Origin of the sequence: Micromonospora terminaliae, assembly GCF_009671205.1 — a bacterium.
Taxonomy (GTDB): domain Bacteria; phylum Actinomycetota; class Actinomycetes; order Mycobacteriales; family Micromonosporaceae; genus Micromonospora; species Micromonospora terminaliae.
In genome coordinates, this window is the sequence record NZ_CP045309.1 from 523,396 (window position 1) to 547,480 (window position 24,085).

A 24,085-nucleotide genomic window follows, 5' to 3' on the forward strand; every position below is an offset into this window, starting at 1 on the left:
ATCCGGTAGCCGCTCGTCATCCGTAACGGCGTACTTGGCTAATGTGAACCGTCCGCGAGACGACCAAATGCCGCATTTCGGCTCGGACACCCTTCGAAACAGGATGAACAGCGGATGTTCCAGACGTGAACGGCTGTTAATGTCCCGCTTTGCCGCCACGGGGGTGGTGTTTCCGGCTCCGCGCCAATGCACGGGACCTGGACCTCCGGGCGGCCAACGGGGATGCAGTGAGAAAGGCTGTCGGCGATGGGTGCTGATCCGGTTCCTGTCCGAGTACCGACTCGGAACGTGCCCACCTCACCCGACCGGTCCTGAGCCGTGGCGGGGAAGGTCGGGATCGTCGGCATCGGCGGTCCGCTCGCATGATCGCGCTCAAGCTCTACCGCACCCTGCCGCCGGGGATGCGGCGCCGACTGGTCAACATGCTGCCCCAGCAGCGGCGGCTCAGCCTCGTGCGCACACTCACCCTGCCTGCCGGCGGGGACACCGTGCACCCGCTGGGCTCCCGGGTGACCGTCGGCGACGGCGGCGCGCGGACCGAGGCCGAGGTGGTGGCCGCGGCGACGCCGCTGGAGATGTGGCACCGCAACCTGACCGCGGTCACCGCGGCGCTCGCGGCGGCCGGCATCGACCACCACTGCCTGCGCAACGACGACTACCTGCGCAGCTCGGTCGCCGTGCTGAAGGACCGGCGCGCCGAGGTGCTCCGACTGGTTCGCTCCGCACCGGCGCTCGCCGGCGCGCACGTCCGGGTGGTCGAGGTCCGGCCCGGCCGCAACCAGCCCGACCTGGCGCCCACCGAGATCGTCCAGGTGTGGTTCCCGGTGACCGACGCCCGGGCGGGTGTGGTCCTGGGCGCCCAGTTCGCCTGCGAGATCGAGTTCTGGTCGCGGGTGGGCGACGTGGTCCGCGCCCCCCGGCACAACGCCGTGGTCGACGAGGCGCCGGCCTGGGCCGAACCGGTGCGCGTGGCGGCGGCGCTGCTCAGCCACTTCATTCCCGAGGCGGACGACCACACGTACCGCACCCGTCGGGACCTGACCGTGCGCGCGCCGGACCGGGTGGGCTTCCCCATCGATGCCGTGTTCACCTGGGTGGACGGCTCGGATCCCGAGTGGCTGCGCCGGAAGATGAGCGCCCTGGCCCTGCCCGAGGCCCGGCACGGGGTCGCGGCCAACTCCTCCCGGTACCACAACCGCGACGAGCTGCGGTACGCGATGCGGTCCCTGCACAGCTTCGCGCCCTGGCTGCGGAAGATCTTCCTGGTCACCGACAGCCAGCTGCCGAGCTGGCTCGACCCGACGCACCCCATGGTCACCGTGGTCAGCCACGCCGAACTCTTCGCCGACCTCGGCGTCCGGTCGTCGTTCAACTCGCACGCCATCGAGTCCCGGCTGCACCGGATTCCGGGGCTCGCCGAGCACTTCCTCTACTTCAACGACGACGTCTTCCTGGGCCGGCCGCTGCTGCCGACCCACTTCTTCCACGCCAACGGGATCGCCAAGTTCTTCCTCTCCCCGGCCCAGTTCGGGCTGGGCGACGCGCGGCCGAGCGACCCGCCGGTGAACGCGGCCGGCAAGAACAACCGCCGGCACATCCAGCGGCAGTTCGGTGTGACCATCACGCAGAAGATGAAGCACACGCCGTTCGCGCTCCGGCGCAGCATCATGTACCAGATCGAGCAGGTGTTGAAGGCGGAGGTGACCGAGACCGCCGGACACCTGTTCCGCCACCAGGGCGACCTGTCGATCCCGTCGTCGCTGCACCAGTACTGGGCCTACCTCACCGGCCAGGCGGTGCCGGGTGAGATCGAGTACGAGTACGCGGACCTCGGCCACCCGTCGACACCCGCCCGCCTCGCCGAGCTGCTGGCGCGCCGGCACCGTGACGTGTTCTGCCTCAACGACACGGACTCCGACCCGGGGGCCTTCGCGGAGCAGGAGCGCATGCTGGCCGACTTCCTGCCGCGCTACCTGCCCTTCCCGGCGCCGTTCGAGTTGACCGACGACGTGGTCGCCGAGCGCCGCACGGTCGGGGCTTCGGTGCTGTGGCGGCGGGCGCGCGGCGTCGACCGGCCCCGCAACCAGGTGGACGCGGCGACGACGCCCTCGCTGCGGGTCGGCGTGCAGGCGGACGGGGCGGCGGCACCCACCCTGCGGGTCGGCCCCCGGCTGGACGCGCCTACCCTGCCCTCGGTCCGCATCGCGGCCGCCCGGGTCACCGACGACGAGGGCGGTCCAGAACGCGGGACCGGAACCGCTGCCACGTTAGGAGAGGCGTCCGATGCCTGATCGCCCGGACTGGGCCGGACCGTTGCTCGCGCTGCGCCGTCGCGCCGCCCGCCTCCCGCGCGACGTCATGAGGCGGCCGGAGCGCGCCGGCGCCCCCCGGTCGATGGCGATCATGGCGCACCAGGACGACGACCTCTACTTCCTCAACCCCCTGCTGGTGAGCCAGCTGCGCAGCAGCGAGGAACACCTGACGGTCTGCCTGACGGCGGGTGAGGCGGACGGCCGTAACGTGCCGGGCGGCACCCGGGAACAGGACGCCGGCCCGGTGAACTTCGAGGCCTTCGCGGCCGCCCGCTACAACGGGCTGCGCTGCGCGTACGCGGACATGGTGCTGGGGGACCGGGACGCCAAGTGGCGCCGCGAGGTGACCGTGCTGGCCGGTGGCGCCGAGGCGGACGTGTCGATCCTGGTCGACGCTCCGCACGTCCGGCTGGTGTCGCTCAACCTGTGGTGCACGCCTCCGGCCGACGCCGTCCCCGGCGCCGGGCCGCTGCACCACCTGTGGACCGGGCAGGCGGAGTCGAACCCGACGATGATCCCGCTCGGCTCGCCGGTGTCCGGCGTGCACAGCTACACCCGGGAGAGCCTGATCGAGTCGCTCGTGCTGCTCCTGGACCGTTTCGCGCCGACCCTGCTCTGGACCATGGACCCGGACCCGGACCTGCAGGTGCACGACGGGGCCAACCCGCGGTACGCGGACTCGGGAGACCACTCGGATCACATCTCCCACACGGCCACCGGTCTGTTCACGCACGAGGCGATCACCCGGTGGTTCGCCGGCGGAGGTGGCGCGCGCACCTCGGTCGAGGCCTTCCGCGGCTACTACGTGCGGCGCTGGCCGTCCAACCTGAGCCCCGAGGGGCGCGCCCGCAAGCAGCGCTACAAGGACGTCTACGGCTGGGCCGACCGCCGCCCGAGCGGCGACCCGGCCGGCCTCGGCGACCGGAAGGTCGGCGGGGACCTGATCGGCGGGGGCAACGCCTCCGGCACCACGCTGCGCTACCCCGGCTCGCGGTCCTGGGCCGGCGCCGGGGCCGGCGGCAGGCTCTCGGCCTTCGCCGTACGTGGCGGACAGGTCGTGCAGTGGCAGGAGAGCCGCCCCGGCGAGTTCGCCGCGAGCCGGAAGGTGCCGGGGCGCCGGCTGCTGCCGCACGTGGACGCCGTGCCGACCGAGGACGGGGGCTGGCGCCTCTTCGCCGTGCGGCAGGGCCTGACCGCCGACCCCGACCGGCACGTGCGGGACCTCTGGACCGTCGTGCTGCCGGCCTCCGGGGACTACCGGGACGTCAAGTGGGAGTCGCTGGGCAACCCGAACGCGCACAGCGGCCGGACGAAGGTGCGGAACATCGGAATGCCGCAGGCCGTCCGGCTACCCGGCGACCGCCTTCTGGTGCTGGTCAGAAACGCCGGCAAGGGGCTGAGCGGGCGGCTGTACGACGGCTCGTCCTGGACGCCCTGGCGCGATCTCGACGGTGGGGGCACCCAGGACGGCCTGACCGCGACCGTGCTGGACGACGGGTCGGTCGAGGTGCTCGCGGCGGGACGGGCCGGCATCGCCCGCTGGCTGGTCTCCATCCCGGAACTCACCGCCGTGTTCTCGGTGGTGCCCACCGAGGCGCCCGCCGGCCCACCCACGGTGGTACGGCTCCCCGACGGCTCCCGGATGCTGTTCTGCCGGTGCCGCGACTCCGCCTCCATCGTGTCGTTCCGCACCGGCGACGACGGCCGGAACTGGGACCCGTCGACCCTCGTCGACCTCGGCGGCCACGGCGGGCCCGGCCCGATCGCCGCCCGGTTCGTGCCGGGCGCCGGCGCGGTGCTCGTCGCGGTCCGCGACGACGAGTCGGCGACGAGCGTGACCTGGGTGGGGCTCGACGGCCGGGCGCGCGGCCCCTGGCTGCGGGAACCCACCCCGATCGCCGGCAGTCACGCCCTGTCGATCGACTCCTCCGGGCTGCCGCTGGTGCTGGCGGTCTCCGCCGGCGGCGGACTGCTCCGGCTCCGGCTGAAGCACTCGGCCCCGTCGGTCACGTCGATGAAGGAAGTACCGTGAGCTCCACGCCCCCGGCCCTTGAGCCGCTGCAGGACCCGTCCGTCGCCCCGGGCGGGACCGATGAGGTCCGCGAGGTGCTGCTGGACGGGGGGCGCCGGCGGGCGCACGTCCGGGCGGACCTCACCCCGCTGCTCGCCCGGCAGTTGAACGTCGCGGCGGTGACGGCGGCGCTGGAGGCGCACGGCGTGGACCACTTCCTGGTCCGCGGCATGGACGACCGGGCGCCGGTGGTCGGGGTCAGCGAGGAGGATCGGGTCGCCGCGCTCGGCGCGCTCGAGAAGCTCGGTGCGACCGGCCCCTGCTACGTGAGCCAGGTGCTGCCGAAACCGCCGATCGTCAGCGCCCTGCGGGACGCCGCCGACCCGGCCGTCTGGGCGGACCTGCAGACGGTGCGTGCGCTCAAGCTGACCTGGTTCCGGGCCGACCCGGCGGGGAAGCTGATCCTCGGCACCGCGTACGGCTGCGAGGTCGAGTTCTGGCGGCCGGACCGCAGGGCCGGCGTGCTCCGCGCGCCGCGGCGCAACCGGATGGTGCCCGCGGTCTCGATGACCGGTGTGCCGGTGGAGGCCGGCGAGCACCGCTACACCCGGCTGGCCTCGGCGGCGAAGCCCGGCCGTCGCTTCCGCACCCGGCCGGAGTTCGACCACTCCCTCCCGGACGACATCGACTTCCCGATCGACGTCGTGTACACCTGGGTCGACGGCGCGGACCCGGAGTGGCAGCGCCGCCGGGCCGAGGTGAAGGGCGAGGCGTTCCACGCCGAGGCCGCCAGCGACTCGCGGTACATCAACCGGGACGAGCTGAAGTACTCGCTGCGGTCGCTGCACCTCAACGCGCCGTGGGTCCGCAACATCTACATCGTCACCGACCGGCAGCGTCCGTCCTGGCTGGACCTGAGCGCCGGGAACATCTTCCTGGTCAACCACGACGAGATCTTCACCGACCGCAGCGCGCTGCCGACGTACAACTCCTGTGCGATCGAGAGTCAGCTGCACAACATCGACGGCCTCGCCGAGCACTTCCTCTACCTGAACGACGACATGTTCTTCGGCCGGCCGCTGGCGCCGCAGACCTTCTTCCTCGCCAACGGCAACACCAAGTTCTTCCTGTCCCAGAACCGGATCCCGATCGGCCCGATCACCGATCTCGACAGCCCGGTCGACGCGATGATCAAGAACAATCGGCGGCTCATCGAGGAACGGTTCGGGCGGACCCTCACCCAGGGCAGCCAGCACGTGCCCTACCCGCTGCGGCGGAGCATCCTCGCGGAGATCGAGCGCGAGTTCCCGGCGGAGCACGCCGCGACGGTCCACAGCCGGTTCCGCAGTCCCACCGACCTCACCATCACGTACTCCCTGCACCACTACTACGCGTTCCTGACCGGGCGCGCCCTGCCCGGCCACGTCAACTACGGCTACGTCCAGCTCGCCGTCCCGGATCTCGTCGCCCGGCTGAAGCGCGCCGAGGCCCGGCGGGACTGGGACACCTTCTGCATCAACGACGCCTTCTCCACGTACGAGCAGCTCCAGCAGCAGATGGCCATCCTGGAGCCGTTCCTCGAGGCGTACTTCCCGGTGCCCAGCCCGTACGAGTCGGCGGGCCGGCCGTGAAGTTCGCCTTCCTCATCCACAACTTCTACGGTGTGGGTGGCACGAACCGGGCCGTGCTGAACCTGGCCACCGCCCTGGTGGAGGACGGTCACGAGGTCGAGATCGCCTCGGTCTTCCGCCGGCTCGACCGGACCATGTTCGAGGTCGACGACCGGATCACGGTCGTGCCCCTGGTCGACACCAGGCCGCGACGGCCCGACCGGTCCCACCCCGCGCACCGGGAACCCTCGACGCTCATCCCGGAGAGCGAGGAGTTCCACCTGCACTACAGCCGGTTGACCGATGAGCGGATCATCGCCTACCTCCGGTCCACCGACGCCGACGTGGTCGTGGGCACCCGCCCGGGGCTCAACCTCGCGGTGGCCCTGCACGGGCCGGAGCACGCCGTGCGGGTCGCGCAGGAGCACATGACCCAGGACCTGATCGACGACGCGCTGAAGGCCGAGATCAGCAGGTGCTACGGGCGGATCGACCTTGCGTACACGGTGACGAGTGCGGACGCGGCGGCCTTCCACGCCGGCAACCCGGTGCCGAACACCCGGATCGAGGTGCTGCCCAACAGCTCGCCCCCACCGGGCGTGCCGCCCGCCGACGGGCGGGCCCGGATCGTCGTGGCGGCCGGCCGGCTCGACCCGATCAAGCGGTACGACCGGCTGATCACCGCCTTCGCCCGGGCGGCGGCGGACTGCCCCGGCTGGGAGTTGCGGATCTACGGTGACGGGGAGCAGCGGTCGGCGCTCGCGGCGCTGATCCGGGAACTGGGCGTCTACGGCCAGGTCCACCTCATGGGTCGCCGGGACGACATGTCGACGGAGTGGGTGAAGGGCAGCATCGCCGCCGTCACCTCCGCACGCGAGTCGTTCGGCATGACGATCGTCGAGGCCATGCGGCTCGGCCTGCCCGTGGTGAGCACCGACTGCCCGGTGGGCCCGCGCGAGATCATCGACGACGGCGAGGACGGCCTGCTGGTCCCCACCGACGACCTCGACGCGTACGTCGTCGCGCTGCGCGCGCTGATGTGGGACGACGACCTGCGCGTACGGATGGCCAGGACGGCCCTGGCCAACTCCGCCCGCTTTGATCCGGCCCACCTGGCCGCCCAGTTCACTCGCCACTGCGCGGAGGTGCTGGCCGTCCGGCGCGGCGAGACGCCCCGCCCCCGGCGGGTCCGTCCCCGCACGGCGCGGACCGCCCTCACCCGGTCCGCCCTCGCCCGAGGTGGCGAGCTGCTCCGGGAGCCGCACCTGGTCCGGGCGCTGGCCGATCCGGTGCTGCGCGGCATCGCCGGGCACGACTTCGCCCGGCGGGCCAGCATGGGCGCTCTCACGCGGCTGGCCCGGGTCCGGCGGGCCCGGGGCACCAGCACGCGGCTGCAGCAGGCGATCCGGCGGCGGGCCTCCACCGCGGCCGACGGCCCGGTGGCGGACTGCCTCGTGCTGCCCGATCTCGGGCTGCGGCTGTCCCTCGACGCTGCCGCCTGCTCGCCCGAGGCGTCGGTCGTGCTGCGCAACCGCGACACCCGGGAGGTCGTGCAGCTCGCGCTGGCCCCGTCGCCCGACGGTCTGCGGCACGTCGCCACGCTCGACGCGGCCGGCCTCGGTGAGGGCCGGTGGAACGTCCACGTCGCGGACGGGAAGGGGGCGCGGCACCGCGTACGGCCGCGCCGCCTCGACAGCCGCGTCCTCGCCGGCCGGCCGGGCGGCGGCCGAACCGGGGTGCGGGCGCACGTCCCCTACCGCACGACCGACGGATACCTCGCGGTCCGCAGCTGGGTACGCACCGCCCACGGCGAGGTACGCGGGATCGCCCTCGACGGCGAGGGCGTCACGATCGCGTTCACCTGGCACGGGCCGGGCGCCCCGGACGGCGCGGTGCTCCGCCGGCGGGGTCACCGGCCCGACGCGCTCACGGTGCCGGTCACCTCGACGAGCGACGGGGCCCTGACCATGGTGGTGCCGCTGGCGCCGCTGGCCGACCTCCGGCTGGGCCGCTACGAGGACTGGGACATCCTCCTCCGGCAGGCGGACAGCCTCGGCGAGGTCCGGCTGGGACGGTTCCTCGACGACGTGGTCGACAAGAAGCGCACCTACAACTACCCGGAGATCCACCTGACCCAGGAGGTGGAGCTGGACCTCGTCGAGGAGGATCCGGCGCCGATGCTGCGGGTGCGCCCCTACTACACGATCGACGGCGAGCTCTCGCTCGTGGTCATCGACCGGCCGTAGTCGCCCGGGAGGAGGGGACAGCAGTGGACGAGCCGACGCAGGAGCAGCCGGGCGCGGCCCGGGCCCTCGCCGAGCCGACGAGGTTCGTGGACACCTACCGCCGGGTGCTCAGCCCCCAGGCCCGCAGGGCGATCGCCCGGCGGCTGAGCCCGCAGACCCGCCACCGGGTGAAGCAGTGGGTGGCCCAGGTGGCCGGCGACCAGCGGACCGACGGCCGGCTCGCCCGCCGGCAACCGGAACTCCTGGCCGGTGCGGACCGTGCCCTCGTCACGGTGGACCGCCGGTCGCGCGTCGCCCTGGTCCGCCCCGACGTGTCCCCCTGGTCCGCCCGGGCCGGCAACCTGGCCGCGGTCACCACGGCGCTCGCCGACGCCGGAGTGGAGCACTTCTGTGTCCGCGGGGCCTCCGACCGCAACGCGGTGGTCGCCGTCGACGCGGCCGATCGCGGACGGGTGCACGCCGCGCTCGCCGAGGCGTGCCGGCGGGTGCCCGGATACGTCGCCGAGGTCGTCGACCGTCAGCCCCGCGCGCCCCTGCCGGGGTTCGAGCCGCCGGCGTGGCGGCGGCTGCGGGAGGCCGACGTGCTCCGGCTGACCTGGTACTGGACCGATCCGCGCCACCGCCTGGTGCTCGGCGTGCCGTACGGCTGCGAGGTGGAGTTCTGGACTCGGCGGGAGAACCGGCTGGTGGCCCCGCGCCGCAACCTGGTGGCGCAGGAGCTGCCGGCGGCCGGTCCGGTGCTCCACGCGCCCGCCGACCTGTTCACCGCCCTCGGGCCGGCGACCCCGACGGTGACCGTCCGAACCCGGCCGGAGTTCGCGATCCGGCGCCCGGACGACGTGACGTTTCCGGTCGACGTCGTCTACACCTGGGTCGACGGCACCGACCCGGCCTGGCTGCGCCGGCGTGCCGAGGTGGCGGGGACGCCGTACCACGCGGAGTCGGCGAGCGCGGCACGGTTCCTCAGCCGGGACGAGCTGCGCTACTCGCTGCGGTCCCTGCACACGTACGCGCCCTGGGTGCGGACCGTGTACCTGGTCACCGACGACCAGGTGCCGGCCTGGCTCGACCCGACGGCCCCCGGGCTGCGGGTGGTCAGCCATCGGGAGATCTTCCGCGACCCGTCGGTGCTGCCGACGTTCAACTCGCACGCCATCGAGAGCCAGCTGCACCACATCGACGGGCTGGCGGAGCACTTCCTCTACTTCAACGACGACGTCTTCCTCGGCCGGGACGTCACGGCCCGGGACTTCTTCCTGGCCAACGGCATCACCCGGTTCTTCCCCTCGCCCGCGCTGGTGCCGCCGGGCCCGCCCGCGGCCGACGACATCCCGGCGTCGGCGGCGGGGAAGAACAACCGGACGCTGATCGCGGAGCGGTTCGGCACGGTGTTGACGCAGAAGATGAAGCACATGCCGCACGTGCTGCGGCGCAGCGTGCTGTACGAGATCGAGGAGACCTTCGCGGCGCAGCACCGGAGGACCGCCGGCAGCCAGTTCCGCAGCATCACGGACATCTCGGTCGCGTCTTCGCTGCACCACTACTACGCCTTCCACACCGGACGGGCGGTGCCGGGCGAGCTGGACTACACCATCGCCGAGTTGTCGCACCCCGACACGCCCGCGCGCCTGGCCCACCTGCTCGCCAAGCGGGACCGGCACGTGTTCTGCCTCAACGACGCGTTCTCCACCGAGGAGGACCTGGCCGCCCAGTTGTCGGTCCTCACGCCCTTCCTGGACACCTACTTCCCGGTCCCGAGCCCCTGGGAGAGGGGCTGACGTCCGGTCCGCGCAGCGGGGTGCGGCGCCGGCCCGCATCGGGCCGGCGCCGCGCCGGGACGCGGGGCTGCCGGATCGCCGCCGTCCCGGGACCAGGACGGTGGCCGGCCGCGCCCTCCCCGGCTGCGACCGGCCACCGTGTCCGGGGATCCGTCAGTACGAGTAGCCCGAGTCGCCGCCCGAGTCGCCCGAGTCGCTCGACGCCGGTGGGGCGACCGCCTTCGGGGTTCCGGTGGGCAGGCAGGTGAGGTTCTTCTTGCCGTTCGGGTCGACGACGAACCAGGTGCCGCCGACGCCCTGGCCCTTCCACTGGCCCGGCTTCTTGTCCCCGATGTAGCGGTAGACCGGCCAGCCTCCGATGGTGATCTGCCGGGTGCCGTCCTGCCGGGTGACCGTGCCGACCTTGTCGTCGGACACGCCCTGGAGCTGCGGGTTGCCGTCGGTCAGCGCGGGCGGCCAGACCTGGGCGCACTTGTCGACGCAGTTGGACTGCGGCGGGTCGGCCGAGTCCTTGTCGAACCGGTACAGGACCCAGCCGTCCTGGTCGGTGACGACCTTGCCCATCCGGGGCAGCTTCTTGCCGACCAGTTCGTCGGTGAGTTGCACGTCGGACGGGGGCGCCTTGTCGTCGGCGGCCGCGTCCGGGGACGCGGAGGCTTCCGGTTCGGCCGACGCGGTGGGTTCGGCCGCGGCGACGGCGACCGGCTCGGCCGCGCTCGAGTTCGCCCCGTCGTAGCCCGCGGGGGCGCAGGCCGTTAGTGCGACCATCGCGCTCGCGACGATGACGGTCGTCCGCTTCAGGTGTGCCACGTGCCCTCCTCGTTCTTGGCAGTTCGCCGAGTAGTACGGGCGGCGTGCTGTCAAGGTTGAAGAGAAAAGGGTGCTCCATTTCACAGTGGATCCGTTGAACCGATCCGGCCGGCGGCGCGTGGGGAGCACATCGGGGTCGATGTCCCGGGGAACGACAGAACGGCGCCGGGCGGTGTCGCTGCCCGGCGCCGGCGTTCCGGCGGGCTCAGAGGTCGCTGACCGTCACCAGCGGGCTGGCGATGCCGTTGACGTCGACCGACTGCACCTGGATCTTCTCGATGTCCTTGAGCGCGGCCGAGGTGGACGCGCTCAACTCCAGCGGGAGCTGGTTCGTGTTCGTGCCGTAGCCGCCACCCGGCACCGACCAGGTCGAGACCACCTCGCTGGTGGCGTTCTTGCGGACCACGACCAGCCGGCAGGTGCGCGGGCCGGGCAGGCGGGTGAGCTGAAGGTCGATCTGGGTGCCGTACTCCTTCGACGCCAGCCACATCGTGGTCTTCACGCCGGTGCCCGGGTCGACCGCGTTGTGCTGGTCGCCCTCCTGCTCGTTGCCGCCGACGTTCGGGTCGTTGGGGTCCGAGGGCTCGCTGTTGGGCGGCGCGGTGACGGGCGCCGTGAGGGTCGGCCCGGCCTGCGGGACCCGTTTCCCGTCGTCGCCGCCGAAGATCCCGGCCATGCCCACGCCGCTCAGGCCGCCGAACACCACGACCGCGGCCGCGGCCGCGAAGACCTGCCGCATCCGGGTGCGCCGCCGGTCCCGGCGGACCGCCATGAGGGTACGGTCCAGCAGCGCCGGATCGGTGTGCGTCTGCTCCAGCGCGGCCATCGCCTCGCCGTCGATGCCGGACAGCAGCCCCACCACCGGGACCATCGTCTCCAGTTCCGCCGCACACGCCCAGCAGGTGGCGAGGTGCTCCTCGAACCGTTCCGCGTCCTGCGGGTCCAGCACGCCGAGCGCGTACGCGGCGACATCCATGTGGTCCGCGCGGCTCATTCCGTCACCCCCCTCTCCTGCAGAGCCGTGCGCAGCGCGCGCAGCGCGTAGTAGACCCGCGACTTCGCGGTGCCGAGCGGAAGGCCCAGCTCCTCGGCCGCCTCGGGCACGGTACGCCCCCGGAAGTACGTCGCCACCAGGATCTCCCGGTGCGACTGGCTCAGCGTACGCAGCGCGTCGGCCACGGTCATCGTGCGCAGCACCCGGTCGGTGCTGTCCGCCTCGGCGAAGGCCGTCAGGTCCCGGTCGTACGTCTCCGCCGGCCGGGCCTGCTCGCTGCGGTGCTCGTCGATGGCGATCCGCCGGGCCACCGTGACCAGCCAGGGGCGCAGCGAGCCCTGACCGTGGGTGCCCAGCCGGTGCGCGTTGCGCCACGCCCGCAGCAGCGTCTCCTGCACGATGTCCTCGGCGCGCTGCCGGTCGCCGCCGGTCAGCCGCATCACGAACATCAGCAGCGGCCCGGCGTGCTCGGCGTAGAGCAGCCGGATCAGCTGGTCGGAGTGGCTGGCCTCGGTCGACGTGGCCTGGTGGCGTCCGGGAGCGGGTCGCGGCGTCACCGGGTCATTCTGGCGACCGGAGGAGCGGCCGTCGACCCCCCGGCCCGACCTCGACGCGCGCGACTGGGGCTGTGCCCGGGCGAACATCCACTCGGGCCGCGCCACCTCGCCGTGCCAGCCGGCCGCCACCGCATGCATGCAAGACCTCCGGTGTCCAATGACTCAGCCGACCCCCCACGGGCATGGCCGCCCGGTGATACGCAACGGTGCGCCGAGCGGATCAACGCCGGACGGAAAAAATTCCGGGCGGGGGCGGGGTGGAGTCGGTGGCATCGGCGTCGTGGACCACCGGGACGCCCCCGGCGAACCGGTCGAGCTCGGCGCCGGCCAGCACCCGGCCGGGGAACCAGTCCCCGGCGGCCCGCCGGGTCAGCTCCGGCACCGGTGGCTCCACGCGGGACGCCACGAGCACCAGGTTGCCGTAACGGCGGCCGCGCAGCACCGCCGCGTCGCCCACCAGGCAGGCCCGGGGCAGCACCGTGCGGACCGTGGCGACCTGCCCGCGGGCGTGCCGCAGCGGCGGGCCGTCCGCGACGTTCGCCAGGTAGTACCCGTCGGGCCGGAGCACCCGGGCCACCTCGGCGGCGTACTCCACCGAGGTCAGGTGGGCCGGGGTACGGGCGCCGGCGAAGACGTCCGCGACCACCACGTCGTAGCTGCCGTCCCGGCTCGACGACAGGGTGGCCCGGGCGTCGGCGACCCTTACCCGCAGCCGGGGATCGGCCGGCCAGGGCAGCTCCCGGCGCACCAGCTCCACCAGCGCCCCGTCCACCTCGGACACCCGCTGGGTCGAGCCGGGACGGGTGGCCTGCACGTAGCGGGGCAGGGTGAGCGCGCCGCCGCCCAGGTGGAGCACCCGCAGCGGCGCGCCGGCCGGCGCCACCAGGTCGATCGCGGCGGCCAGCCGGCGGACGTACTCGAATTCCAGGTGGGTGGGGTCGGTGAGGTCCACATGCGACTGCGGGGCGCCGTCGAGCAGCAGTGTCCAGGAACCCGGCCGGTCCGGGTCGGGCACCAGCTCGGCCTGCCCGGTGTCGACCTGCGCGACCGCCCGGTCCGCCCCGCGTCGCCGGCCCATCAGCGCCGGATCCCCCGGGCCGCCGCCGTGAGCACCCGGTGCAGCAGCCGCGCGTCGCCGAGCAGCCCGCGCAGCCGGCGCTCCAGGCCGGCGATGGGGATGAGGTTCTGCGGGGCGCGCGGGTCCTTGTACGGGGTGGAGGCGAAGCGGGGCAGCGTGACCAGGGACAGGTCGGCCAGCTCGATCGCCTCGGCCTCGGTCAGGTCGGCGGAGCACTCCACCCGCACGATGCCGGCCCACGGGGCGCCGCCGGCCACGGGCAGCCGCAGGTACCACGAGTAGCCGCCCCACGCGGTGCCCAGCCGGAACACCGGGCAGCGCTGCCCCGGCGCCAGCCCGGTGACGACCGCGGTGAGCCGGCCGTCCAGGTACTGGCTGTGCTGGGTCTTGATGTAACCGAGGGTGCGGGGCAGGTTCCGCCGGCTGCGCAGCGGCCCGTCCACGACCAGCAGGTCGCCGTCGGCGCGTACCGCGTCCGAGACCGCCACCTCCAGGGCGGTCAGCGGACCCTGCACGGCGGCCGGGAGTTTGCTCAGCTCGCCGGTGCCGCTGACCCGGTGCACCGGGTAGCGGATCGAGCCGGCCACCACGTCCTGCGCTGAGGGGCTGGCCGTGAACAGGCCCCGGCCCACCCGCGAACCGGCCAGCTCCGCCGCGCCCCGCTCCAGGTCGCAGCGGACCACGCCGGCCGCGTAGGAGGCGGCGATGCCGGGAAACGAGCCGCCGTCGTCCTCGGCCGTCCAGACGCTGGCGTCGATGCGGCGCACGCCGTCGACCAGCAGCACCACGGCCGGGGCCGCGACGTCGCGCCGGACGTCGAGGGCCCGCCAGTCGGCGGCCGGAAGCTCGACGTCGGCGTCGACCTGGGCGCTGCTCGGCGCCGCCGGACCGCCCCCGCCGCCCGCCTCGAACGACGCGCCGTACGCCGGGTCCCAGGCGTCGACGAAGAACCTCGTCACAGGCCCGTCCGCTCGACACGGGCCGTCCGGGCGTCCTTGCGGACCTCGAAGCGGACCGGGATCCGCTCGGCGAGCGCCGGCACGTGGGTGACCACACCGACCATCCGGTCGCCCCGCGCGGCCAGGTTCTCCAGGGTGGCGGCCACCGTGTCGAGGGTGGCGGCGTCCAGCGTGCCGAACCCCTCGTCGAGGACGATCGACTCCAGGCTGGCCGCGCTCGTGGACATCCCCGCGAGCTGCTCGGAGAGGGCCAGCGCCAGGGCCAGCGACGCCTGGAACGTCTCCCCGCCGGAGAGCGTGCGCACCCCGCGCCGCAGCCCGGCGTCGTGGTGGTCGACCACGAAGAACTCGCCCTTGTCGTGCACGAGGTCGTACTGGCCGCCGGACAGCTCGCGCAGGATCCGCGAGGCGCCGTCGACCAGCAGGTCCAGTGCCTCGGCCAGCAGCCAGCGCTCGAAGTTGTTGGCCCGCAGGTGCCCGGCCAGGGCGCGGGCCACCCGGGCCTCCCGCTCGTGGCCGGCCCGCTGCTCGTGCAGCTCGGCGGCCTGCGCGCGGCGCTCCTCCAGCCGGCGCAGCTCCGCCTCGGCCCGCTCCACCGCCACCGCCGCGTCGCGCTGCGGGTCCTGCGGCGCGGGCAGCCCGGCGGCCTCGAAGAGCGCGCCGATCCGCTGCGCCACCTCGCCCGCCGCGGCCTCGGCGGCCTCCACGGCGGCGGCCAGCCCCGCCCGGTCGGCGCGCCGCCGCCCGGCCTGCTCGGCCGCCCACGCGGCGAGGGCCGTCCAGGCGCCGGCCACGTCGTCGCGGTCGGCGGCGGGCGGGCCGAACCGGGCCAGCCCGTCGCGGACCGTGTCGAAGTCGCGCCAGGCCCGCCGCAGCCGCTCCTGCGCGCCGTCCAGGGCGCCGCGGGCCCGGCGCGCGGCGTCACGACCGGCGCGTACCGCGCCCGCCGCCTCGTCCAGCGCCCGGCGCAGCCGCGCCTGCTCGGCCAGGGACGCGCGCAGCGCCTCCGGCGTGGCGGCGCCGGCGAGCTGCGCGTCCAGCTCGGCCAGCCGGGCCTGGAGCTGGTCGTGCTCGGCGCGGGCGCGCAGCAGCACCCGATCCAGCTCGCGGGCGGCCGTGTCCCGCTCCTGCACCACCCGCTTGGCGGTCTCGCTGGCCGCCCGGGCCGCCTTGCCGGCCGCCAGCGCGCGGGCCACCGCCGATCCCTTCGGCACGGCCGGAACCCGGGGGACCGGCTGCTCACAGACCGGGCACGGGCCGCCGTCGACCAGGTGCGCCCGCAGCGCCACCGCCTGGTCGGTGGCCTTCGCCTCCTCGTGCGCCCGGAAGGCCGCCTCCAGCTCAGTCTCGGCACGCTCGGCCTCGGCCCGGGCCGTCGCCAGCGCCCCGGCCGCCGCGTCGTGCTCGGCCTGCGCCGCGTCCACCGCCGCGCGGACCGCCGCCGCCTCGCCGGTCAGCCGCTCGCGGTCGCCGTGGGCCTTGAGCTGGAGGCGCAGCGCGCTCTCGTCGCCGGCCGCGGCCAGCTCGCCGCGCACCTTCTCCTCGCGCTCCTCGGCCAGCCCCACGGCGGCGGCCGCCTCGTCGGCGGCGGCCCGCGCGTCGGACACCGCCCGGGCCAGCTGGGCGATCCCGTCGGGCGGCCGGACCCGGGCCAGCACGGTCAGCTCGGCGTCGAGCGCCGCGAGCGCCGCCGCCTGCTCGCGCGCCGTCGCCCGCACCCGTTCCAGCTCCGGTACGGCCGCCTCGACGGCCCCGGCCAGCTCGCGCATCCGGTCGACCCGCTCCGAGGCGGCGGCCAGGCTCTCCTCGTCGACGTCGGCGAGGCCGCCGAGTACCTTGTCGACCGCCTCCAGCTTCGCCTCGGCCTGGCCGGCGCGCTCGGTGGCCTTCTTCTGCACCTCCTCGTAGATGCCCAGCCCGAGGAGGTTGACGAGGATCTGCTGCCGGGTTGCCGGCTTGGCGTGCAGGAAATCGGCGAACTGCCCCTGCGGCAGCACCACGCAGCTGGTGAACTGCTCGTACGGCAGCCCGACCGCGTCCAGCACCGCCTGCTCCATCTCGGCCGGGGTGCCCGCCACCACCTCGCCGAGGTCTTCCGGGCTGAGCCCGGTGTCGAGCTTCGTGACGTCGAACCCGGGCGGCATGAGCTGGAGCCCGGCGTTGGCGGTCTTCACCGTGCCCCGGCCGTCCCGACGGACGACCCGGGTGGCCACGTAGCGGTCGCCGGCGGACTCGAAGACCAGCCGCACCCGCGCCTCGGTGGCCGAGGGGGCGAGGGCGTTGGCCAGCCCTCGCGTGCCGCCCCAGCGGGGCACGGTGCCGTAGAGGGCGAAGCAGATCGCGTCGAGCACCGTCGACTTGCCCGAGCCGGTCGGCCCGACCAGCGCGAAGAAGTCCGCGTCGGTGAAGTCGACCGTGGTCTCCTCGCGGAAGACGGTGAAGCCCGCCATGTCCAGCCGCATGGGCCGCATCAGTGCTCCACCTCCTCGAGCAGCTCGTCGAAGAGCTCCCGCACGTCGTCGTCGGCGTGGCCGCGGCTGCCCAGGTAGTCGGCGAACAGCTCGCGCGGCGAGCGGCCGGCCCGCTGGGCGGTGCGGGTGCCGCTGCCCGGTGCGGGCACCAGCTCCGGGTCGATCCGGATCTCCAGCGCGCGGGGGAGCAGCTCCTGCACCTCCTCGCGCAGCCCGGCGCGGGGCTGCTCGCGGACGTAGACCCGCAGCCAGCCCTCGGGCACGTCGATCTCGGCGAGCTGGGCCAGGGTGCCGCGGACCGTGCGCAGGGGGACGGCGCCGGGCACCGGCACCTCCCGGATCTGCGCGGCGGTCGTCGCGGTCACCTCGACGATCGTCACCGACCCGACGTTCTCCTGCTCGCCGAAGTCGACGGCGAGCGGGCTGCCGCTGTAGCGGACCGGGCAGGGGCCGATCACCCGCTGGGAGCGGTGCAGGTGGCCCAGCGCCACGTAGTGCGCGTTGCCCGGGAACACGGTGGCCGGCACCGCGTAGCCGAGCACGGTGTGCGCGTCCCGCTCGCCGCCGCCGGTGCTGGCGCCGACCACGGTGAGGTGGGCGGTGACCAGGTGCACCCGGTCCGGCTCGGTGAACCCCTCGGCGAGCCGGGCGAGCACCCGCCCGAGGTGGTCGGCGTAGGTCTGGTTGGCCTCGGCGGCCGTCAGCGCGTACATCTCCACGGCGCGGACGGCGTAGCGCTGGGAGAGGAAGGGCAGCGCGGCGACCTGCCAGCGCTCGCCGTCGCGGGTGGTGCCGTCGATGACGTGCTCGGCCGGATTCTCCCGGACGCTGCCCCGCAGCGTGATCCCGGCGGCCTCGGCCCAGGGGCGCAGCGCGTCGAGCGCCGCGCCGTTGTCGTGGTTGCCGCCGATGGCCACCACGTCGGCCCCGGTGCGGCGCAGCGCGGTCAGCGCCCGGGTGACCAGCCGGGTCGCCTCCGGGGTGGGCGCGGCGGTGTCGTAGAGGTCGCCGGCCACGATGACCAGGTCGGGCCGCTCGACCCGGGCGATCTCGATGACCTGGGCGAGCACCTGCTTGTGCTCCTCGGCCCGGGACTGCCCCTTGAGGACCTTGCCGACATGCCAGTCGGAGGTGTGCAGGATCTTCATGGTCAGCCCTCTAGAACGGGATGTCGTCGTCGGAGGTGCCCGAGCCCACGACCGCGAACGGGTCGGCCGCCTGGGTGATCGAGCGCAGCGTCTCCGAGGGCGCCCGGCCCGCCTCGGAGACCCGGGTGGCCCAGGCCGGGAAGGGGAACTCCAGGCAGAGCGGGACCGGGATGTCGGGCTGGTTGACGAACATGGTTCCCGGCTTGGCGAGCAGGGCGCGCTGCCGCTGGGCGGGCGGCAGGAAGCCGTATTCGGGGCGGGACGCCTCGGCCGGGTCGAGCCGGCCGACGACCCGGATCGCCGAGTTGGTGACGATCCGCCGCTCGACCTCGCTGGCGGTCTGCTGGGCGCCGACGAGGATCACCCCGAGCGAGCGGCCACGCTCGGCGATGTCGAGCAGCACCTCCTTGATGGGCGAGGAGCCCTCCCGCGGGGCGTACTTGTTGAGCTCGTCGAGGACGACGAACAGCAGCGGTTTCGCGGTGCCCGCCTTCTCCTTGCGCTCGAACTCGCTCTTGAGCGTCACGCCGACCACGAAGCGTTGCGCCCGGTCCGGCAGGTTGTGCAGGTCGACCACCGTGACCTGGGCGGACTCGGCGGTGTTGATCGAGTGCGGGCGGCGGGTGGCCAGGTCGCCCCGGATCAGCCGGCCCAGGTCCTTCTTGCTGCCGATCAGCCGGCGGGCGAACGCGTTGACCGTGCCGAGGCCGACCGCGCTGCCCGCCCAGTCGCCCCGGGTCTCGTCGTCGTTGAGCTGCTCGACGATGTGGTCGACCAGGTCGGCGTAGGACCCCAGCCGCACCCCGTCGATGCTCACCCCGCCGTCGGCGGGCTGGGCGTATCTCGCCAGGTGGGCGGCGACCGAGTGCACCACCATCGTGTACTGCTGCCGCTCGTCGTCGGCGTCGGCGAAGACGTAGGGGAGCAGGCGGTCGGCGCAGAACTCGCTCAGCGTCCAGTAGAAGCTGTCCACCCCGGTGAGCCGGCTGCTCACGTCGGGGGTGCCGGAGGAGTCGCCGACCCGGGGCGGGGCGTGGACCCGGACGTCGGGGAAGGCGCCGGCGTCGAGCCCGAGCTTCGCGTAGCCGGCCCGGGTGGCGTCGTCGAGCCGCGTGTTGGGGTGGTCGAGGAAGAGCAGGTCCTCACCCTTGACGTTGAAGATGAGCGCCTTGGCGTTGACCGCGTCGCCGCCCAGCACCCCGGAGCGGAAGACCGAGTAGAGCAGGAAGGTGGCGAAGCTGGTCTTGGTGGCCACGCCGGAGATGCCGGAGATGGAGACGTGGGCACCCCGGGTGCCGTCGAGGAAGTCGGCGTTGAGGTAGACCGGGACGCCGTCGCGGCCCATGCCCATGGGGATGCGCCGCTCCATCCGGTCGAAGTGCAGGGCCCGGGCCCGGGCGTCGCCCTCGGCCCGGTGCACCACGGCGCCGGGGGTGGGCGGCACGTAGAACTCCGGGTCGACGCGGGTGGTGGTGACCTCGGCGGCCTCCTGCACCTGGGCGGGGAGGGTGCCGTCGGCGATGGCGAACACGTCGGAGTCGAACTGCGCGCCCTCGTGCCGGGCGCGCACCTGGGTGACCACCCCGGCGATGGTGACCGGCTCCCGGTCGGGCAGCTCGCGGCGGGTCACCACGACGTCGTCGAGCTGGAGGTAGCTGCCGGGGGCGACCGCCGTCCAGAAGGTGAGCGGGGTGGCGTCGGCGGTGCCGAGCACCCGGCCGACCCCGTCGCCGGGGCCGTCGAGCAGGTCGTCGGTCATCGGCGGTCTCCGGTCGGCTGGTCGTCCCGTTCACGGCGCACGTCGTGCATCCTGCCCGAGGGATGCGACAGGTTGCCACGCGACGCGGCGGACGCCACCTCGCCGTTCCGCGGATCCTGCGCAGCGGGTCCGTCCGCTGACTCTCCGTACGCCCTGGTCGGCCGTTCCGGCACCCGCGGGCCGGATCCCGGGAGATCCTGCAAGGGGCCGGAGGACGGATGGCACGAGGAGCGGCGGTGGAGGCAGTCCGGAGCCGGACGGCGATGCTGCTGGTGCTCGCCGTCCTGCCGCCGGTCCTGGAGGAGGCGGCGCTGGTCGCCATCAGCTTCCACGGCGCCCGAGGGCTGGCGCCCCAGGTGACCGCGGTCTGGCCGTACGACTCGTTCCACGACCTGCGGTGGCTGCTGGTCTACCACAACTCCTGGTGGACCTTCGCTCTCGGGCTGGTGGTGCTCACCGTCTTCCGCGGTCTGCTCACCGCCGGGCTGACCGCCCTGGCCTGGCCCGAGCGGGCGCCACGTCCCCCGTTCGGCTGGCTGGTCCGGCGGAACCTGGAGGTGGCCGCCCTCGCCCTGGTCATCATCTCGCCGTGGGCGGCGATCTCGGTCGCCTTCTCGGCCGTCGCGCTCTCGCTCTACCTGTTCGCCTCGCTCGCCCCGATGCTGGTGCTCGCCCCCTTCCTCCAGCGCGCCGGGGTGGTCCGGAACTGGTGGCGCGGCCTGCCCACCATCGAGCTGCTCGGCTGGTCGGTGCTCAACTTCGTGGTGCTCACCGTCGCGGGTGCGGTCATCTCCAGCACGACCGGCTGGTGGGGGGTCCCGGTTGCGGCGCTGGCCGGCCTGGCCAACGGCCTGCTCTGGCAGCGCACCGTTTCGGCCGCCGTGCTGCCCGCCCGGATCCGCCTGGCCCGGGTCCCGGTTGCGCCGGTGGCGATCGCCCTCACCATGGCCGCCGCGGTCGCGTCGCAGACGCTCGTCGGCCTGGCGGCGGGTCCGCCGGCGGAGTGGCGGCCCCCGGTGCTCGCCGAGCGGCTCCCCGACCGGGTGCCGCACGCGGTGATCGCCATCGCCGGGCACGACTCGCAGTGGAACGGTCGCCTACCGGAGGATCCCCGGGTGGAGCGCTTCTCCTACGTGGGCCTGGACCGGCAGGGCCGGCCGCTGCCGTACGGGCCGGAGGCGACCCACCAGTCCCTGGACTCCAGCGCGGTCCTGCTCGCCACGCAGGTGAGCGAGTTGCACCGCCGTACGGGCCGGCCCATCGCCCTGCTCGGGTTCAGCGAGGGGGCCATGGTGGCGCGGACCTACCTGGACAAGTGGGCGCAGCCCCTGCCGGTGGAGGCGGTGCTGCTGTTCAGCCCGCTGATCCAGCCCGGCCGGGCCTACTACCCGCCCGCGGGCTACGAGGGGTGGGGCGTCGCCGCCGGCTGGGAGCTGCGCGGGATCTTCTGGCTGGCCAACCTGGGCCGCAGCGTGAAGAGCCGGCCGGACGAGCCGTTCGTGCGGTCGGTGCTGGTCAACGCGCCCTTCTACCGCAACCGCACCCTCTGCCCGGTGGCCGGCGTCCGCGTGATCGCCTTCCTGCCCACGGTCAGTGCGGCGGAGGCGCCGCCCGGCGAGTACAGCCGGATCCCGGTGTTCCAGATGCCCGCCCTGCACGGGGGGCTGATCGGCCAGCGGCTCGCCCAGGAGCGGGTCGTCGACTTCCTCGCCGGCGGCCGGGTGGACGAGCCACGCCGGGAGTACCGCCTGCTCCAGCGGCTCGGCGCGGCGTGGCAGGCCCCGCCGCTCCCGCTGGCCCTGAACCCGGTGTGGGCGGCGGACCGGGAGGGCGACCCGGCCATCACGGGCCGGATCTGCGAGCCCCGCTGACCGTCGGGCGCATCCCGCCCGGCCGGGTGGCCCGGCGGTGCCGGAGCAGCAGCCGGATCGCCGCGGCGTCGACGGCGGCCACCAGGAGCACCCGGATCGGCGCGTACGGCAGGAGGAGCAGGTCCACGGCGATCGCCAGCAGGGCGCCGCCGATCGCGACGGTGGCCGCGCCCCGCCGGCCGGTGACCGCGGCCACCAGGCCGGCGAGCGCGACCGCCACTCCGACCGTCAGCTGCGACCAGGCCCAGGCGGTGAGGTCGACCGGGTAGAGGCCGCCCCGGATCAGCACCATGAACGTCCCGGACCGGAGCATGCCGTACGCGGCCAGCGCGTCGGCCAGGCCGGTGGCGACCAGCAGCGTACCGGCGAGCACCGGGCGGCCGGTCCGCTCCGGCGCCGTGACGGTGGCCCCCGGTGTCCGCATTCCCCGAGGTTACGGCGCTGATCATGGGCGAGTCCGCGAGACGCCGCAGCCCGACCCGGCCGGAGGCGCCTCAGCGCTCGGCGAGCACCTCGCGCAGCCGCGCGGCGAAGGCCGGCGGGTCCTCGACGAAGCCGATGTGCCCGCCCGGGAACATCGTCGGCGCCGTGCCCAGTGCCGCGGCGAGCGCCCGGGAGGTGCGGTCGCAGACCTCGCCGGCCGACCGCTCCCCGAGTCCGACGACGATCCGGGCCGGTCCGTCGCGCAGGGCGTCGACGTCGGGCCGGAAGCGGGTGGTTCCCCGGATCATGTGCAGGTACTGGAAGTGCTCGTCGGCCGCCGCCTGCGGATCGGGCTCGCCGCCGAACATGCCCAGGACCACCTCCTCCGGCAGCTGGATGTTCGCCGCGGCGAGGAACTTGCGCCCGGCGCCGAGCCGGTCCCCGGCCCGGTAGGTGGCGATCATGTCGTCCTCGCTCGCCAGGAGTTCGGCCCGGTCCGGCAGCAGGCCGAGCAGCGGCGGTTCGTGCGCCACGACCGTGTGCACCCCGGCGGGAGCCGCCTGGGCCAGGGCGAGGACGGTCACCGCCCCGCCGCTGGACCCGAGCACGGCGGCCGGGCCCGCGTCGACGTGGGCGAGGAGCCGGACGACGTCGTCGGCGCGCAGCTCGGGGGTCGAGTCCTGGTGCGGGTCGTGCAGGACGCTGCGGCGGATCCCGCGCGGGTCGGTGGTCAGCACCGTGTGCTCCGCGGCCAGCAGGTCGGCCAGCGGGGCGAAGGCGTCGGCGTCCATCGGGGCGGCGACCAGGGCCACGAGCGGGCCGTGCCCGCGTACCTCGTAGTACAGCCGCCCGTCGGGCACCGCCAGGGTGCCGGTGGTGACGGACGCGGTCGACATGCTGCTCATCGGGTCCTCCGGAGTCGTGGTGGGTGAGCCGTTCACCTTCCTGACTCCGGCGCTGCGGCAGAATCGTCGGTGTGAGCGTCAGTTCTCCCGCCGCCGCCGGATCCGCGGACCGGCCGCCGGCCGACGAGGCCACCTTCACGGCGCTCGTCGCGCCGCTGCGCCGGGAGCTGCACGCCCACTGCTACCGGATGCTCGGCTCGGTCCACGACGCCGACGACGCCCTCCAGGACGCGCTGCTGCGGGCGTGGCGCGGGTTGCCGACCTTCGCGGGGCACGGTTCGCTGCGGTCGTGGCTGTACACCGTGGCGACCCGGGTCTGCCTCGACGCGATCGCCGGCCGCGCCCGGCGGGCCCTGCCGGTCGACCTCGGCCCGGCCAGCGACCGGGCGGTGACCGACAGCGGTCCGCTCCACGACGTCGCCTGGCTCGGCCCGTACCCGGACACCGGCCTCGCGGCCGGCCCCGTCGCCCCCGGTGCCCGGTACGAGCAGCGCGAGGCCGTCGAGCTGGCCTTCGTGGCCGCGGTGCAGCACCTGCCCGGTAACCAGCGGGCCGCGCTGCTGCTCTTCGACGTCCTCGGCTACCCGGCCGCGGAGATCGCCGCCATGCTGGGCACCTCGACCACGTCGGTGAACTCGGCCCTCGCGCGGGCCCGCCGGGTGCTCGCCCAGCGGGCTCCCGCCGCCACCCAGCAGCGCACCCTGCGGATGCTCGACGACGTGCGGCTGCGGGAGGTCGTCACCGGCTACACGGCGGCCCTGGAGAACGGTGACGCGGACGCCCTGGTCGCCCTGCTCACCGAGGACGTCACCTGGTCCATGCCACCGATGCCGCACTGGTACCGGGGCGTCCCCGCCGTGCTGGACTTCGCCCGGTCGGCGCCGCTCGGCCCGTGCGGCAGCTGGCGGCACCTGCCCGTCGGCGCGAACGGGCAGCCCGCCGTCGCCGGCTACCTGCGCCGGGCCGGGACCGGCCCGTACCTCCCGTGGTCGGTGAACGTGCTGACGCTGCGGGAGGGCCGGATCGCCGGGATCACCTCGTTCCTGGGCGCGGCGCACGTCACGGCGTTCGGGCTGCCGGACGCGCTGCCGCCGACCCGCTGACCCCGCGGGGTGCCCGCCCACCCGGCCCCGGCCGTGGGAGGCTGCCCGCG

17 protein-coding genes are annotated in these 24,085 nt (G+C 74.4%); 7 read left to right on the forward strand and 10 right to left on the reverse strand.

Translation table 11 applies throughout. The features are described 5' to 3' along the window. The first annotated feature begins 362 nt into the window (after positions 1–362). Genes GCE86_RS02425 through GCE86_RS02445 form a run of 5 tightly spaced genes read left to right on the forward strand, consistent with a single transcriptional unit; the run spans position 363 to position 9,957 of the window. A complete protein-coding gene (locus tag GCE86_RS02425) occupies positions 363–2,291 on the forward strand; it encodes a stealth family protein (protein WP_239542791.1) in 1,929 nt (642 codons plus the stop codon). Next, complete coding sequence (locus tag GCE86_RS02430; protein WP_154225389.1) at positions 2,284–4,344, forward strand: PIG-L family deacetylase; 2,061 nt, start codon at positions 2,284–2,286, stop codon at positions 4,342–4,344. Before GCE86_RS02425 ends, GCE86_RS02430 begins: the two co-directional genes overlap by 8 nt. After that, complete coding sequence (locus GCE86_RS02435; protein ID WP_204342264.1) at positions 4,341–5,954, forward strand: stealth family protein; 1,614 nt, start codon at positions 4,341–4,343, stop codon at positions 5,952–5,954. The genes GCE86_RS02430 and GCE86_RS02435 overlap by 4 nt, the downstream gene beginning before the upstream one ends. Beyond that, positions 5,951–8,179 carry a glycosyltransferase family 4 protein gene (locus GCE86_RS02440; RefSeq protein WP_163636814.1) on the forward strand — a complete coding sequence of 743 codons (2,229 nt, stop codon included), beginning with the start codon at positions 5,951–5,953 and terminating at the stop codon, positions 8,177–8,179. Before GCE86_RS02435 ends, GCE86_RS02440 begins: the two co-directional genes overlap by 4 nt. A gap of 23 nt (positions 8,180–8,202) precedes the next feature. Then, on the forward strand, positions 8,203–9,957 hold the full coding sequence (locus GCE86_RS02445; protein ID WP_204342263.1) for a stealth family protein: 1,755 nt from the start codon (positions 8,203–8,205) through the stop codon (positions 9,955–9,957). A 153-nt stretch (positions 9,958–10,110) separates the two neighbouring features. On the opposite strand, the gene GCE86_RS02450 is transcribed toward GCE86_RS02445, so the two are convergent. The 8 genes from GCE86_RS02450 to GCE86_RS02485 all read right to left on the reverse strand — a co-directional run bounded on the left by GCE86_RS02450 (position 10,111) and on the right by GCE86_RS02485 (position 19,733). Beyond that, complete coding sequence (locus GCE86_RS02450) at positions 10,111–10,767, reverse strand: COG4315 family predicted lipoprotein (protein WP_091269323.1); 657 nt, start codon at positions 10,765–10,767, stop codon at positions 10,111–10,113. A 205-nt stretch (positions 10,768–10,972) separates the two neighbouring features. Continuing rightward, positions 10,973–11,761 (reverse strand): anti-sigma factor family protein, encoded by a 789-nt coding sequence (locus GCE86_RS02455; RefSeq protein ID WP_154225391.1) that lies wholly within the window; start codon positions 11,759–11,761, stop codon positions 10,973–10,975. Then, positions 11,758–12,456 (reverse strand): sigma-70 family RNA polymerase sigma factor, encoded by a 699-nt coding sequence (locus GCE86_RS02460; protein WP_154225392.1) that lies wholly within the window; start codon positions 12,454–12,456, stop codon positions 11,758–11,760. Before GCE86_RS02460 ends, GCE86_RS02455 begins: the two co-directional genes overlap by 4 nt. Before the next feature lie 82 nt (positions 12,457–12,538). Then, positions 12,539–13,396, reverse strand: a complete 858-nt coding sequence (locus tag GCE86_RS02465; RefSeq protein ID WP_154225393.1) for a spermidine synthase — start codon at positions 13,394–13,396, stop codon at positions 12,539–12,541. Continuing rightward, positions 13,396–14,355 carry a hypothetical protein gene (locus GCE86_RS02470; RefSeq protein WP_154225394.1) on the reverse strand — a complete coding sequence of 320 codons (960 nt, stop codon included), beginning with the start codon at positions 14,353–14,355 and terminating at the stop codon, positions 13,396–13,398. Before GCE86_RS02470 ends, GCE86_RS02465 begins: the two co-directional genes overlap by 1 nt. Beyond that, on the reverse strand, positions 14,352–16,826 hold the full coding sequence (locus tag GCE86_RS02475; RefSeq protein ID WP_154225395.1) for an AAA family ATPase: 2,475 nt from the start codon (positions 16,824–16,826) through the stop codon (positions 14,352–14,354). Before GCE86_RS02475 ends, GCE86_RS02470 begins: the two co-directional genes overlap by 4 nt. Continuing rightward, entirely contained in the window at positions 16,826–17,974 is a 1,149-nt protein-coding gene (locus GCE86_RS02480; RefSeq protein ID WP_154225396.1) for an exonuclease SbcCD subunit D, read from the reverse strand. Before GCE86_RS02480 ends, GCE86_RS02475 begins: the two co-directional genes overlap by 1 nt. Before the next feature lie 10 nt (positions 17,975–17,984). Further along, positions 17,985–19,733: an ATP-binding protein gene (locus tag GCE86_RS02485; RefSeq protein ID WP_154225397.1), complete on the reverse strand. Its 1,749-nt coding sequence runs from the start codon at positions 19,731–19,733 to the stop codon at positions 17,985–17,987. A gap of 218 nt (positions 19,734–19,951) precedes the next feature. Between GCE86_RS02485 and GCE86_RS02490 the strand changes: the two genes are divergently transcribed. Beyond that, positions 19,952–21,604, forward strand: a complete 1,653-nt coding sequence (locus GCE86_RS02490) for a hypothetical protein (RefSeq protein WP_420846466.1) — start codon at positions 19,952–19,954, stop codon at positions 21,602–21,604. Here the strand turns inward: GCE86_RS02490 and GCE86_RS02495 are convergent. Next, positions 21,576–22,028, reverse strand: a complete 453-nt coding sequence (locus GCE86_RS02495) for a DUF7144 family membrane protein (protein WP_154225398.1) — start codon at positions 22,026–22,028, stop codon at positions 21,576–21,578. The genes GCE86_RS02490 and GCE86_RS02495 overlap by 29 nt on opposite strands. 70 nt (positions 22,029–22,098) lie before the next feature. Beyond that, positions 22,099–22,932 carry an alpha/beta fold hydrolase gene (locus GCE86_RS02500; RefSeq protein WP_154225399.1) on the reverse strand — a complete coding sequence of 278 codons (834 nt, stop codon included), beginning with the start codon at positions 22,930–22,932 and terminating at the stop codon, positions 22,099–22,101. A gap of 71 nt (positions 22,933–23,003) precedes the next feature. Between GCE86_RS02500 and GCE86_RS02505 the strand changes: the two genes are divergently transcribed. Beyond that, complete coding sequence (locus GCE86_RS02505) at positions 23,004–24,035, forward strand: sigma-70 family RNA polymerase sigma factor (protein WP_208818064.1); 1,032 nt, start codon at positions 23,004–23,006, stop codon at positions 24,033–24,035. The last annotated feature ends 50 nt before the right edge of the window (positions 24,036–24,085 follow it).

Excerpts from the sequence above, each read along its gene's own strand:
- GCE86_RS02425 (WP_239542791.1), top strand. The coding sequence starts at position 363 with ATGATCGCGCTCAAGCTCTACCGCACCCTGCCGCCGGGGATGCGGCGC.
- GCE86_RS02430 (WP_154225389.1), top strand. The coding sequence starts at position 2,284 with ATGCCTGATCGCCCGGACTGGGCCGGACCGTTGCTCGCGCTGCGCCGT.
- GCE86_RS02455 (WP_154225391.1), bottom strand. The coding sequence starts at position 11,761 with ATGAGCCGCGCGGACCACATGGATGTCGCCGCGTACGCGCTCGGCGTG.
- GCE86_RS02460 (WP_154225392.1), bottom strand. The coding sequence starts at position 12,456 with ATGCATGCGGTGGCGGCCGGCTGGCACGGCGAGGTGGCGCGGCCCGAG.
- GCE86_RS02465 (WP_154225393.1), bottom strand. The coding sequence starts at position 13,396 with ATGGGCCGGCGACGCGGGGCGGACCGGGCGGTCGCGCAGGTCGACACC.
- GCE86_RS02475 (WP_154225395.1), bottom strand. The coding sequence starts at position 16,826 with ATGCGGCCCATGCGGCTGGACATGGCGGGCTTCACCGTCTTCCGCGAG.
- GCE86_RS02480 (WP_154225396.1), bottom strand. The coding sequence starts at position 17,974 with ATGAAGATCCTGCACACCTCCGACTGGCATGTCGGCAAGGTCCTCAAG.
- GCE86_RS02485 (WP_154225397.1), bottom strand. The coding sequence starts at position 19,733 with ATGACCGACGACCTGCTCGACGGCCCCGGCGACGGGGTCGGCCGGGTG.
- GCE86_RS02490 (WP_420846466.1), top strand. The coding sequence starts at position 19,952 with ATGGCACGAGGAGCGGCGGTGGAGGCAGTCCGGAGCCGGACGGCGATG.
- GCE86_RS02495 (WP_154225398.1), bottom strand. The coding sequence starts at position 22,028 with ATGCGGACACCGGGGGCCACCGTCACGGCGCCGGAGCGGACCGGCCGC.
- GCE86_RS02500 (WP_154225399.1), bottom strand. The coding sequence starts at position 22,932 with ATGAGCAGCATGTCGACCGCGTCCGTCACCACCGGCACCCTGGCGGTG.